The organism is Actinospica durhamensis (assembly GCF_018139695.1).
GTDB classification, from domain to species: Bacteria; Actinomycetota; Actinomycetes; order Streptomycetales; family Catenulisporaceae; genus Actinospica; species Actinospica durhamensis.
On the sequence record NZ_JAGSOG010000042.1, the window covers coordinates 1 to 12762 of the forward strand.

The window sequence follows — 12762 nt, forward strand, 5'->3', positions numbered from 1 at the left end:
CCCCACCACCGACCACCCGTCCGCCACCACCGCGGCCAAGCCCCGGCGCCGGCGCGGAAAGCCCGGCACCAGCCAACTCGCGGCCTGGGGATTCCTCGCGCCGCTGGTGGTGTACCTGCTGGCGTTCTACGCGTATCCGCTGTACCGGAACGTGGATCTGAGCGTGCGCAACTACACGGTCTACACGTTCGTACACGGGGGCGCGCCGTTCACCGGGTGGGGCAACTACACGACGGTGTTCCACGACCCGACGTTCGCCACCGCGTTCGTCAACACGCTCGTGTTCACGTTCGCCTCCCTCGCGTTCCAGTTCGTGCTCGGGATGGCGTTGGCGGTGTTCTTCGCCCAGCACTTCCGCCTCTCCGCGGTGTTGCGGGCGTTGTTCCTGGTGCCGTGGCTGCTGCCGTTGATCGTCTCCGCCTCGACGTGGTCGTGGATGCTCGACTCCGGTTCGGGGATCGTGAACTACGCCCTGCACTTCCTCGGGATCGGTCCGGTGGACTGGCTCACCTCGCCGCACTGGTCGCTCGTCTCGGTGATCATCGCGAACGTGTGGATCGGCATCCCGTTCAACCTGGTGCTGCTCTACAGCGGGCTGCAGGCGATCCCGGCGCACCTGTACGAGGCCGCCGCGCTGGACGGGGTCAACGGGTGGTCGCGGTTCCGGCGGATCACCTTCCCCCTGCTGCGCCCGGTCAGCGCGGTGACGTTGATGCTGGGGCTGGTCTACACGCTCAAGGTGTTCGACATCATCTGGGTGATGACGCGCGGCGGACCGGTGGACTCGTCCACGACGTTCGCGACCTGGTCCTACCGGCTCGGGTTCGGCAACCTGCTGCCGCAGTTCGGCCTCGGCGCGGCGGTGGGGAACCTGCTGGTGATCATGGCGCTGATCGCGGGCCTGATCTACATCCGGATCCAAAGGAGGCTGTACGTATGAGCCGCATCGTTCCCGCCGCCTCCGCGCCACGCCGCCCGAACGCCCCGTCAGCCCGCGCGCGCCGCGGTTCGAAGGCGGCCCGCAGCCGGGCGAAGACCGTGCTGGGCGTGGTGCTGACCGCGGTGATGCTCTTCCCGGTCTACTGGATGATCAACGAGTCCTTCACCACCGACCAGAACATGCGCAAGTCCCCGCCCGACCTCATCCCGATCGGCGGCACGCTGGCCGGGTACCGGGCGGTGCTGAGCGAGCAGCTGCCGTATCTGGGTACCAGCCTCGGGATCGGGCTGGCCACGGTCGCGCTGACGCTGGTGGTCGCGGCGCCGGCCGGGTTCGCGCTGGCGAAGCTGCGCCCGCGCGGCGGCGCCGTGGTCTCGTTCGGGCTGCTGGTCGCGCAGATGATCCCCTCGATCATCATGGCGATGGGCTTCTACGCGATCCTGCTGCAGCTCGGCTGGATCAACACGGTTCCTGGGCTGGTGCTGGCGGACTCCACCATCTCGGTCCCGTTCGCCGTGCTGATCTTCACCGCGTTCATGTCCGGGATCCCGGAGGAGCTGATGCAGGCCGCGCTCACCGACGGGGCCGGGCGGGTGCGCACCTTCTACTCGATCGTGCTCCCGGTCTCGCGCAACGCCGTGGTGACCGTCTCGCTGTTCGCGTTCCTGTGGTCCTGGTCCGACTTCGTCTTCGCCTCCACCCTGGACGCGGGCGGCGGGCAGCAGCCGATCACCCTCGGCATCTACCACTACATCGGCAACAACGACCAGCAGTGGAACGCGATCATGGCCACCGCCGTGATCGCGTCCATCCCGGCCACCGTCCTGCTCGTGATCGCCCAACGCTACGTCGCCGCCGGCATCACCGCGGGGTCCGTCAAGGACTGAGCCCGAGCCTCGGGACCCGTCAGGGCCCGGAGTGCGTCAGGCGCGCAGGGCGACGCGCACTCCGGCGCCGAGGTAGCTGGCGCGGCCCTCGTCGTCCACCTCGGGGAAGGAGAAGCGCTGGTAGAGGCCGCCCTCCGGCTCGGCCACGATCAGCACCGTCGGCGAGAAGCCGACGAGCCGCCTGGTGCGCAGGTCCTCGCCGAACTGCTCGGCCAGCGGGCCGAGGTTGCCCGTCCGGACCTCGAGCCCGCCGTCCTCGGCCTCACCGATCTCGAAGAAGCCGGCGACGGTCTCGTAGCGGCCGAGGAACCTGCGGTGGTCGATCTCGACCGGGGTCTGCGGCGGCTGCGGGGGTCGCGGCACCTCGGCGTCGGCGAGCCGGCCGAGCAGCAGGGCGGCCGCCTCGAACAGGAGCTTGTAGGGGTCGCCGCCGTTGGTCAGCACGGCGAAGGCGAGATCGAGGTCGGGTACGTACCGCAGCAGCGCGGACTGGCCGATCGTGTCGCCTTCGTGCCCGAACACCTTGTGCGGCCCGGCGTAGGAGAAGGTCCGCCAGCCCAGGCCCCAGCCGTTCGGCGGCCGGTCGTCCAGCGCCGGCAGCGTGACCTGCTCGCGCACCATCTCGGCCACGCTCTCGGCGCTCAGCACGCGGGTGCCGTCCGGGGCGAGGCCCTCGCGCATGTGCATCCGGGCGAAGGCCACCGCGTCCCGGGCGCTCGCGCTGAGCGTCGCCCCGACCGGCGCCGTCGACATCGGCAGGTGCCAGACCTTGGTGACGTGCTGGGTCTTGTCGTCCTCGGCGGCGTCCGGGTCCGGCATGTGGCCGACCGCGGTGCGCCGCAGCAGCGCCTCCTCGGGCAGGGACACGGTGTGGGTCAGGCCCAGCGGCTCGAGCAGGTGCCGGCGCAGCGCGACGTGCCACGACGGCAGGTCCCTGACACGCTCGACGAGCCGGCCGAGCACCGAGTAGCCGGCGTTGCAGTAGGAGAAGAGCGCGCCGGGCGGGAAGAGCTGGTTGCGGCCGGCCAACGCCTCGACGTAGCGCGCGACCGCGTCGTCCCCGCGGCCGAAGTCGTCGAACACGTCCCCGTCGAAGCCGCCGGTGTGGCACAACAGCTGCCGCACCGTGATCGTCTGCGTGGCCGCCTCGTCGGACACCGCGAACTCGGGCACGTAGCGGACCACCGGCGCGTCGAGGTCCACCAGGCCCTCGTCGACGAGCTGCATCACCAGCGTCGCCGTGTACGGCTTGGTGATGGAGCCGAGCTGGAACAGCGAGTCCGCCGTGGCCTCGACCCCGGTGTCGAGGTTGAGCACTCCGCTCGCGAGCTCGATCGTCTCGTCTCCGCGGCTGACGGCGAGCACCACCGCGGGTATCAGCTGCTCTTCGCGCTCGGTGTCGATGAGGGCCTGGAGTTCGGGGATGAGATCGTCGAGACTCGTCATGACGACGATCGTAGAGAGCGCATGCGTTCTGGGCCGGATCTCTGGCGGTAGCCTGGCGGCACTACCGTCGGCAGAAGGATCTCGCGTTGACTGATCAGTTCCATACCGCGGCGATCCGTGAGCGGGTACTCGGGTCGTGGGTGGCGGCGCCGGTGCGCTTCCGCGAGGACGCCAACCTGGAGGAGGACCTGTTCCTGGGCGGATACCGGGACCGGGTGCTCATCGAGCTGGCGCAGAACGCCGCCGACGCCGCGACCCGGGCCGCCGTGCCCGGCCGGCTGCGGCTGACCCTCGAGTCCGCCGCGCCCGACGGGCCGGTGCTGACCGTGGCCAACACCGGCGCGCCGTTGGACGCGGACGGGGTGGTCAGCCTCTCCACGCTCCGAGCCTCCGCCAAGCGCGGCACGGACCTGGCCGAGGGCGCCGATCAGACAGGGGCGCAAGGACACACGCATCCGTCCGGCGACCGGGTTCCGGTCGGACGGTTCGGGGTGGGCTTCGCGGCCGTGCTGGCGGTGAGCGACGAGCCGAGCCTGCTCTCGCGCGACGGCGGCGTGCGGTTCTCCGCCGCGCAGGCGCGGGACGCGGTGCGCCAGGCGGCGGCCGGAAACGCCGAGCTCGCGGCGGAGCTGGAGCGCCGCGGCGGACGGGTCCCGGCGCTGCGGCTGCCGTTCGCCGCCGAGGGGACGCCCCCGTGGAGCTACGACGGCGCGGTCGTGCTGCCGCTGCGCGACGACGCGGCGGTGACCCTGGTGCGCAGGCTGCTGGCCGAACTGGACGACACGCTGCTGCTCTCGCTGCCGCAGCTCACTGAGATCGTCGTCGACCTCGACGGGGAGATCCGCACCCTGACCGCCGACCGCTCCACTCCGGGCGAGTGCGTGGTCGCCGACGGGCCCCGCGCGACCCGCTGGCGGCTGGCCGAGGCCCAGGGCGCGCTGCACCCGGACCTGCTGGCCGACCGCCCGGTCGAGGAACGCAACAGGCTGCGTTGGTCGCTGACCTGGGCCGTGCCGCTCGACGCGGACGGCGATCCGCGCTCCTCGCGCGCGCAGGGCGCCGCCTCGGTGCTGTACGCCCCGACCCCCACCGATGAGCCGCTCGGGCTCCCCGCCGTGCTGATCGCCTCGTTCCCGCTGGAGGCGACCCGGCGCCGGGTCGCGCCCGGTCCGCTCACCGAGTTCCTGCTCGACCGGGCCGCCGAGGCGTACGCCGGCCTGGTCGCGGCCTGGCCGAACCGCACCCCCGCGCTGCTGCGCCTGGTCCCCGGACCGCTGGGCGAGGGGGCGCTCGACGCCGGCCTGCGCCGCCGCGTCGCCGCGCTGCTGCCCGACACGGCGTTCCTGCCCGCCGCGAACGGCGATCCGGCCCCGCTGCGCCCGCGCGACGCGGTCGTCATCGACCCCTGCGACGCCACGCTGGCCGAGGTCCTGCGCGAGGTGGTGCCCGGTCTGCTGCCGGCCGGCTGGGAACGCGACCAGGCCGCCGCGAACGCGCTCGGGGTGCGCCGGATGGGGGCGGGCGAACTGGCCGAGGCCCTGGCCGGGCTCGACCGGGGACCGGCCTGGTGGGGCCGGCTCTACGCCGCGGTGTACGCGGTGTTCGGCCAGGATCCCGCCGCGGGCGAGAGCCTCGCCGCCCTCCCGGTGCCGCTCGCCGACGGCCGGACCGTACGCGGCGGCCGCGGCAGCCTGCTGCCGGTCGCGCAGCTGGACATGTCGGTCGCGGCCGCGCTGCGCCCGCTCGGCCTGCGGATCGTGCACCCGGACGTGCTCGGCGGCGGAAGCGGGGCGACGGCGCTGCTCGAACGCCTCGGCGCCCGCCCCGCGCACCCGCGCGCGCTGCTCGATGACCCGTCCGTGCGCGGCGCGATCAGGGCTCTGGGCGACGCCGACCCGCACGGGTACGACTACGAAAGCCCGTCGGCCGATACCGGCCTCGATGCGGGCGTCGACCCGGTCGGCCTCGCCGAGGCGCTGCTGACCCTGGTGCGCGCCGCCGAGCCGAGTCCGCACGAGTGCTTCGACCTGGGCGAACTGCCGCTGCTCAACGCCCGCGGCGGCTACAGCCCGGCCCGGGAGCTGCTCCTGCCGTCCTCGCCGCTGGCCGAGGTGGTCGACCCGCAGGCATACGGGTTCGTCGACGAGCGCTGGGTGCAGCGCTGGGGCGTCGAGGTGCTGCGCGCCGTCGGCGTGCTCGACTCGCTCACCCTGGTGCGCGCCGAGCACGTACTGCTCGACATCGACGCCCTCGACGAGGACCTGCTCGACCTGGACGGCATCGAGGAGTGGGTCAGCGAGGTCAGGGCCGCGATCGACCGCTCGGGCCGCGACATCGCGCCGGTCGCTGTCGAACTCCTCGCGGTCCGCGACCTCGACCTGGTCACCCGCTGGCCGCGCGCCCTGGAACTGCTCGCCGGGCCCGGACTGCGCGCGGCCGTGGCCGAGCAGGTCAGGGTGCTGCCGGGCGAGGGCCGGGCCGTGCATCTGCCCTCGTACACGTCGTGGTGGCTCAGCCGGCACCAGGTCCTCGACGGGCGCCGCCCGGCCGACCTGGCCACCGGCGGCGGCCTGCTCGCAGGCCTCTACGATCCCGCGCCCGCAGGCCAGGACCCGGACTTCCTCGTCGCACTCGGCGTGCGCACCACCCTCGAAGCCCTACTCGACGCCCCCGGCGGCCCGGAGGAACTGCTCGACCGCCTCGCCGACCCGTCCCGCCCGGTCGGCGGCCCCCAACTCGCCGCGCTCTACGAGGCGCTGAGCGAAGTCGCGCCCGAGCAGGTGGACCCGCCCCGCGCCCTGCGCGCCTGGAAGGACGGCGCCCTCCTGGTCGCGGACGGCGCCGACGTCGTGGTGGTCGACGCCCCCGACCTCCTGTCGTACCTTGAGGGCACCCCGTACCTCGCCGTCCCGGTCCGCTGCGCCAAGCCGCTGGCCGACCTGCTCGAACTCGACCTCGTCTCCGAGGCCTTCAACGGCACGGTCACCTCCGAAGGCGAGCCCCGCCCGGTCCCCGAAGCCGTGCGCGACCTGCTCCCGGAGTGCCCCGAGGTCTACATCGAGCACGACGAGCTGATCCTGGACGACCAGTACGAGGTCGAATGGCGCGTGATCGACGGCACCGCCCACGCCTCCACCTTCGACGGCATGGCCCGCGCCCTGGCCTGGGCCGCCGGCCGCTGGGACCGGCGCCACCACATCGCCGTCCTGCTGGCCGAACCCGAGCGCGCCGACGAGCTGACCGAGGAGAACCACTTCGAGTAGGCCTGGTGGGGCGAAAGCCCGTCCGTGTTCAGGCTGTGGGTGTCAGTTCGACCCTGCGGCGCCGGACCGCGGTCGAGCCGGGCGATACCACCGCCGGGTGTCGTCGTTCACCAACAGAGTGATCGTCAGGATGTGTATACCGGCGTACAGGGAGAAAAGGGCGGCATCGGTCGCGGACTCGTGGATCGCGCCGGCACCCAGAAGCGGGGCCGCGACACCGATGATGCCGCCGGCTGCGGCCAGGGAACTGATGACCAGCGCGGTTGTCAGCCCCCAGCGGACGCGCCGCAAGACCAGGATTCCGCTGACGGTCTCCATGATGCACAGGGCGGCGGGCAGCGCGATGACGAGGTAGGCCCATGCTCTGATCGGCTGCCCGGTGCCGCCGGCGTCCGGACTGTTGAGCGCCGAGGCGACCGCCAGGCCCAGCAGTACGATCAGCGCCCACAGTGCGAGGCCGGCCCCGCCGAGGATGATCAGCAGGCGCCCCGCCGCGGTGGTGGGGCCCGGCCGAGAAGCCGGGTTCGGTCCGTCCGTGGAAGTCGGCATCCCGCTCACCCCCGCGTCCGCGCGCGGGGCGTGGGCTGCTCCTTCGCGGAGTCGAGCGGCGGGCGGCGGCGCGCGTTGCGCGCGGGAACTCGGTGCCGATGTGCGGGCCGGGCGCCACAGGCGAGTGGTGCGCATGCGGGCATTTCACGTCCTTTCGCTGCGATCGGTCGGTATATCAGACATCATCGACGTTTCGCGTCGAGCGCGCATCGCTCCGCGCAGCCAAGGGTTCCTGCTGCGCCCGGTCAAGCGCTCCGGACCGCGGCCCCGGCAGCTACATCAAGGCAGTTCCCACAGCATGGTGAGCGAGCCACCCGCATCGGTGCCCACGACGGCGAAGCCTTCGGAGGCGTAGAGCCGCTGGGCGGCGTTGCCCGGTCCGACGCTCAGGCTGACGCGTGTGATGCCTCGACCGGCGGCGTCGGCGAGGAGGCGGCGTAGCAGGGCGCGTCCGATGCCGCGTCTGCGCCAGGGGCCGCAGACGCCCATCGCCAGCTCGGGTGTGCCCGCGTCGCCGTAGCCGTAGCCCGGATCGTCGGCGGGCAGGTAGCGCAGCCATGCGGCGCCGACGGGGGCGCCCGGGTCGTCCTCGGCGGTGGGCCACGTGCCGGGCGTGGGGCCGCCGACGGCGACGACGCCTATGTCAGTGTCCTGCTTCCAGTCGGCTACGTAGTGGGCGTTGCGGGGATCGTCGAGGATCTGGCGCCTTGGCAGCGCCCTGTCCTCGGGCCAGTTGACCGCCTCGACGAGCATGTCGGTGAGGAACTCCGCGTCGTCCGGCAGCGCCGTGCGCAGGTAGACGTACTGCAGATCGTTGAGGGCACGGGGCCAGACCTCCTCCTCGACCTGCGGGTGAGGCGGCGTCAACTCGACCAGCCGGCCGGCTCGGAACATGCACAGCCGAAAGAAGACGTCCTCCTGATCCTGGATGAGCAGTTGCAGGAACTCGGGGTAGGCCCACGGCCCCCGCTCGACGTGCCGCACGACGGCTTCGACGTCCGCGACGTGCAGCACACCGGTGAACACGGTGCACTCGTGGTGCTTCCAGCCGCCCCAGGACGTGGTCCGGGCGAGCGCGCCCACGCCCCGACCCGCGCCGTGCCGCGTCGGCGCCTGCTCGCGAAGCCAGCGGCTCAGTTCCTCGCCGCGGGCCTCGTCCGTGAGGTCGGTCGTGAGGATCACGTTCGTCACCCAGCTCATGTCCGGCAGGGTAGAGCCCGTGATCGAGTGGGCGCGAGAGGATTACGGCGTGCTGCGGGGCTCTCCCGCCGCCGGTCAAGCGCTCCGGATCGCGGCCGCGGAGTGCAGGTCGAGCAGGTCCAGGGCCTGCTCGCGCATCTCGACCTTGCGGATCTTGCCGGTGACGGTCATCGGGAAGTGATCCACGAGGTGGACGTAGCGGGGGATCTTGTAGTGCGCCAGGCGGCCCCGGCAGTACTCGCGCACCTGGTCCGCCGTGAGGGGTTCGGCGTCGGGGCGCATGATGATCCAGGCCATCAGCTCCTCGCCGTACTTCTCGTCGGGGACGCCGATGACCTGGACGTCGGCGATGTCGGGGTGCTGGTAGAGGAACTCCTCGATCTCGCGCGGATACACGTTCTCGCCGCCGCGGATGACCAGGTCCTTGATCCGGCCGACGATGTTGACGTAGCCCTGCGCGTCCATGGTCGCGAGGTCGCCGGTGTGCATCCAGCGGGCGGCGTCGACGGCCTCGGCGGTGCGGTCCGGCTGGTCCCAGTACCCGAGCATGACCGAGTAGCCGCGGGTGCACAGCTCGCCGGGCTCGCCCCGGCGCACCGGCAGGCCGGTTTCGGGGGCGACGATCTCGACCTCGAGGTGCGGCATGACGCGTCCGACGGTCTCGGTGCGGCGCTCCAGGCTGTCGTCGCGGCGGGTCATGGTGGACACGGGCGAGGTCTCGGTCATGCCGTAGCAGATGGCCACCTCGCTCATGTGCATCTTGTCCGCCACCCGCTTCATCACCTCGACCGGGCAGGGCGAGCCCGCCATGATGCCGGTGCGCAGGCTGGAGAGGTCGAACTCGCCGAACCGGGCGTGGTCGAGCTCTGCGATGAACATGGTGGGCACGCCGTAGAGCGAGGTGCAGCGCTCGGACTGCACGGCCGCGAGCGTGGCCTCGGGGTCGAACGCGGGCGCGGGCAGCACCATGCAGGCACCGTGCGAGGTCGCGGCCAGGCAGCCCATCACCATGCCGAAGCAGTGGTAGAGCGGCACCGGCAGGCACACCCGGTCCGCCTCCGTGTAGCCCACGCCCTCGCCGACGAAGTAGCCGTTGTTCAGGATGTTGTGATGCGAGAGCGTCGCGCCCTTGGGGAAGCCGGTGGTGCCCGAGGTGTACTGGATGTTGATCGGGTCATCGAAGCCGAGGGTCGCGGCGCGCTCGCGCAGCCGGGCCGGGTCGGCCGCGCGGCCGGCGGCCACCAGGGCGTCCCAGCCGGGTTCGCCGATGAAGACCAGCTGCTGCGCACGCGGGGACTGCTCCGACTGCCCGAACCCGACCTCCGCGAGCATGGCCCGGTAGTCGCTCGTCCGGTGCCGCACGGCGCTGACGATCAGCCGCATCTCCGACTGTGCGATCACGTAGCCGAGCTCGTGGGTGCGGTAGGCCGGGTTGACGTTGACCAGGATCGCGCCGATCTTCGCGGTCGCGTACTGGGTGAGGACCCACTCGGCGCAGTTCGGCGCCCAGATGCCGACCCGGTCGCCCTTGCCGATGCCCGCCTCGATCAGCCCGAGCGCCACCTCGTCGACCGCGGCGTCGAACTGCGCGTAGCTCCAGCGCCGGCCCGAGGCGAGGTCGACCAGCGCCTCCCGGTCCGGGAACCGGGCCGCGGTGCGTTCCAGGTTCTCGCCGATCGTCTCGCCGAGCAGCGCGGTGGCGGACACACCCGAGGCGTAGGACAACGCTGTTTCACCCATGCCAGGAGAATGCCGCACCGATCGAGCCTCCGCCACACCCTCGGCCGGCCTTCGTCGCGGCCGGATCCGGCGCCGATCAGTCTTCTGCGACCAGGGCGAGGTAGGAGGCGTGCCGGTCGAACATGTCCATGGTGCGGGCGGTGGCCAGATCGGTCCAGGCGACGTCCGAGACCTCCGCGGCGGCGGGTGTGAGCGGGGCGTCGGCCAGGTAGTCCGGGTCGCCGTCGACGAGCACGACGGTGTTCTCCGTCCAGGCGTGCAGCGTCATGATCGAGTTGGGGGAGCGCCGGGCCAGCAGGACTTCGGTGCGGGGTTGCGGGATGCCGAGGCCCGTCTCCTCGGCCAGTTCGCGGACCGCGGCGTCCTGCGCGCAGGCGTCGGTGCGGTCGACGAATCCGCCGGGCAGCGCCCACTTGTCGAGGTCGCGCCGACGCACCAGCAGCACCTCGGGCCGGCCGTGCGTGCGGCGGATGACGAGTGCGTCCGCGGTGGCGTTCGGTCCCCAGCGCCAGAAGAACCCGAGGCCGGTGGGCAGCCCGATGCGGGGGTGCGCGAGCAGCAGCCGCCAATCCGGGTGTATCGGGCGTCCGTGCTGGTCCACGAGGAGGCCGGCCGCGCGCCAGCGGGCGGTCAGGGCCGGGTCGACCTGCTCGCCGTCGGGCCCGGGTACGTCCGGATCGCTGAGCGCGGCCGGAGCGTCGCGGCGGTTGTGGTGGTCGGTGATGTGCCAGGGCCCGGGCGGAATCCACAGGGTCGTGCCGTCCAGGCGCACGTCCGGGTGGGACAGGAACAGCCGCGTGGCCGGGTATCCGTGGGCGACGACGAGCTGTGTGGCGAACAGGTCGAGTTCGTCTGAGCTGAGCGGTACGTCGGGCACGAGAACCATGATGCCGTCCCCGCGTGCCGGAGGGCCAATCCGGGCCGGCCCGGGCTCTGATCTGTGCCCTGATCCGTGCCCTGATCCGCACCCTGATCCGTGCCCGTCAGCGTGCTGACCCCTTGGCAGCGGGGCTCGCGGCGGCCACGGCCGCCGTCGCGGCGGGCAGTGCGGTCGAACGCAGGAACTCGGTCAACGACTCGATCAGGACCTGCGCGGCCCGGGGCGGCTCCAGGCCTCGGCGCAGCGCCAGCAGGACCGTGCGACGCAGGCCGGGCGTGCTGATCGAGGTCACGGTGAACCGGCCGCGCACCACCGTGCTCGGCACCACCGCGACCCCGAGCCCGGCCTGGACGAACTCGAGCACCGCGTCCATCTCGCCGCCCTCGATCGCGAAGGTGGGTTCGAATCCGGCCGCGCGGCAGGCGGCCACGGTGCTCTCGCGCAGGTCGTAGCCGGTCCGGAACATCACCAGCGGCACGCCTTCGAGCTCTGCGATGCTCATCCGGGACCGCCGTGTCGGGCCGGGGTCGCCGTGCCGGGAGATGACCACAAGCTCCTCCGTCAGCAGCGGGACGGTGGCGAGCTCCGGATCGTCGCCCAGGCTCGCGTCGATCACCAGCGCGAGATCCAGCGTGCCCTCGAGCAGCGACTTCTCCAGATCCCGCGACCCGCTCTCGTGCACGACGAGGTCCACGCCCGGATGGTCGCGGCGGTAGCCGGCCAGCACCGCGGGCAGCAGGCCGGTGCACAGGCTCGGGGTGGCGCCGAGCCGGACCCGGCCGCGGCCGAGCGCGGCCAGTTCGCGGATCTCGCGGCGCGCGGTCTCGGCGTCGGCGAGCATCCGGCGGGCCACCGGCAGCAGCGTCTCGCCGGCCGCGGTCAGGCCCACCTTGCCCCGGGCGCGGTGCACCAACTGCGCACCCAGGTCCGTCTCCAGCGCCTTGATCTGCTGGGAGAGCGAGGGCTGGGCCACGTTGGCGAGCTCGGCCGCCCTGGTGAACGAGCCCTCCTGGGCCACCGCGACGAAGTACGCCAACTGATGCAGCTGCATGCCGCCAGTCTAGGCCATCATAGGCAGAGCCTATGGAAATGAGAGAATCCATCTCTTTGACCTCTGCTGGGGCGCGTCCTACCGTGACGGGGTGGCTATCGACATCCGGGTGCGTCCCGCCGAGCTGACCGCGGTCCAGACCGTATGGCGCTCCACGATCGGCAAGAAGGCCGTCATGGCGGTCACCGGGCTGCTCATGGTGGCGTTCCTGCTGGCGCACATGCTCGGCAACCTCAAGATCTTCTTCGGGCCGCACGACTTCGACGGCTACGCGGCCTGGCTGCGCACCATCGGCGAGCCGGTGCTGCACGGTGCCTGGTTCCTGTGGATCCTGCGCGCGGTGCTGCTGGTCGCGCTGGTGGCGCACGTCACCTGCGCCGTCCAGCTCTCCCGGCGCGACCGGGCCGCCCGACCCACCCGCTACGCGCACGGCCAACGGGCCAGGGCGAGCTTCGCCACCCGCACGATGCGCTGGGGCGGAGTGGCCCTCGGGCTCTTCCTGATCTGGCACATCCTCGACCTGACCGTCGGGGTGGCCAACCCGGACTTCGACAAGAACGGCCCGTACCACAACGTGGTCGCCGACTTCCAGGTCTGGTGGATCAACCTGATCTACGTCGTCGGGGTGCTGATGGTCGGCCTGCACGTCAACCACGGCTTCTGGAGCGCCGCGCAGACCCTCGGCCTGCGCCGGCGGCGCGGCCGCGATCTGACGCTGCGGGTCGTGGGCAGCGCGCTGGCCGCCGCGATCACCCTCGGATTCCTCGCCGTCCCCATCGGCGTCATGACAGGTCTGGTGCGTTGAG

10 protein-coding genes are annotated in these 12762 nt (G+C 72.2%); 4 read left to right on the top strand and 6 right to left on the bottom strand.

Translation table 11 applies throughout. The features are described from left to right. Together KDL01_RS11370 and KDL01_RS11375 are read left to right on the top strand one after the other, a co-directional pair. A partial coding sequence (locus KDL01_RS11370; RefSeq protein WP_212528389.1) for a carbohydrate ABC transporter permease occupies positions 1 to 940 on the top strand: 940 nt, incomplete at its 5' end. A 125-nt stretch (positions 941 to 1065) separates the two neighbouring features. Further along, on the top strand, positions 1066 to 1827 hold the full coding sequence (locus KDL01_RS11375) for a carbohydrate ABC transporter permease (RefSeq protein ID WP_368861549.1): 762 nt from the start codon (positions 1066 to 1068) through the stop codon (positions 1825 to 1827). Between the two features lie 36 nt (positions 1828 to 1863). Here KDL01_RS11375 and KDL01_RS11380 read toward each other — a convergent pair whose 3' ends face one another. After that, positions 1864 to 3273 (bottom strand): serine hydrolase domain-containing protein, encoded by a 1410-nt coding sequence (locus KDL01_RS11380; RefSeq protein WP_212528391.1) that lies wholly within the window; start codon positions 3271 to 3273, stop codon positions 1864 to 1866. 86 nt (positions 3274 to 3359) lie between these two features. On the opposite strand from KDL01_RS11380, the gene KDL01_RS11385 reads away from it, so the two are divergent. Further along, positions 3360 to 6536 (top strand): hypothetical protein, encoded by a 3177-nt coding sequence (locus tag KDL01_RS11385; protein ID WP_212528392.1) that lies wholly within the window; start codon positions 3360 to 3362, stop codon positions 6534 to 6536. Positions 6537 to 6578: 42 nt separating this feature from the next. Here KDL01_RS11385 and KDL01_RS11390 read toward each other — a convergent pair whose 3' ends face one another. The 5 genes from KDL01_RS11390 to KDL01_RS11410 all read right to left on the bottom strand — a co-directional run bounded on the left by KDL01_RS11390 (position 6579) and on the right by KDL01_RS11410 (position 11956). Beyond that, positions 6579 to 7085, bottom strand: a complete 507-nt coding sequence (locus tag KDL01_RS11390; RefSeq protein WP_212528393.1) for a hypothetical protein — start codon at positions 7083 to 7085, stop codon at positions 6579 to 6581. Positions 7086 to 7364: 279 nt separating this feature from the next. After that, positions 7365 to 8285: a GNAT family N-acetyltransferase gene (locus tag KDL01_RS11395; protein WP_212528394.1), complete on the bottom strand. Its 921-nt coding sequence runs from the start codon at positions 8283 to 8285 to the stop codon at positions 7365 to 7367. A 75-nt stretch (positions 8286 to 8360) separates the two neighbouring features. Then, a complete protein-coding gene (locus KDL01_RS11400; protein WP_212528395.1) occupies positions 8361 to 10025 on the bottom strand; it encodes an AMP-binding protein in 1665 nt (554 codons plus the stop codon). 76 nt (positions 10026 to 10101) lie between these two features. Then, a complete protein-coding gene (locus KDL01_RS11405) occupies positions 10102 to 10902 on the bottom strand; it encodes an NUDIX hydrolase (protein ID WP_212528396.1) in 801 nt (266 codons plus the stop codon). 106 nt (positions 10903 to 11008) lie between these two features. Further along, positions 11009 to 11956, bottom strand: a complete 948-nt coding sequence (locus KDL01_RS11410) for a LysR family transcriptional regulator (RefSeq protein WP_212528397.1) — start codon at positions 11954 to 11956, stop codon at positions 11009 to 11011. 91 nt (positions 11957 to 12047) lie between these two features. On the opposite strand from KDL01_RS11410, the gene KDL01_RS11415 reads away from it, so the two are divergent. Next, positions 12048 to 12761 carry a succinate dehydrogenase cytochrome b subunit gene (locus tag KDL01_RS11415; RefSeq protein WP_307846245.1) on the top strand — a complete coding sequence of 238 codons (714 nt, stop codon included), beginning with the start codon at positions 12048 to 12050 and terminating at the stop codon, positions 12759 to 12761. The last annotated feature ends 1 nt before the right edge of the window (position 12762 follow it).

Bases quoted from the DNA above. Each gene is read 5' to 3' on its own strand.
- KDL01_RS11400 (WP_212528395.1), bottom strand. From the start codon at position 10,025: ATGGGTGAAACAGCGTTGTCCTACGCCTCGGGTGTGTCCGCCACCGCG.
- KDL01_RS11375 (WP_368861549.1), top strand. From the start codon at position 1,066: ATGCTCTTCCCGGTCTACTGGATGATCAACGAGTCCTTCACCACCGAC.
- KDL01_RS11380 (WP_212528391.1), bottom strand. From the start codon at position 3,273: ATGACGAGTCTCGACGATCTCATCCCCGAACTCCAGGCCCTCATCGAC.
- KDL01_RS11390 (WP_212528393.1), bottom strand. From the start codon at position 7,085: ATGCCGACTTCCACGGACGGACCGAACCCGGCTTCTCGGCCGGGCCCC.
- KDL01_RS11410 (WP_212528397.1), bottom strand. From the start codon at position 11,956: ATGCAGCTGCATCAGTTGGCGTACTTCGTCGCGGTGGCCCAGGAGGGC.
- KDL01_RS11395 (WP_212528394.1), bottom strand. From the start codon at position 8,285: ATGAGCTGGGTGACGAACGTGATCCTCACGACCGACCTCACGGACGAG.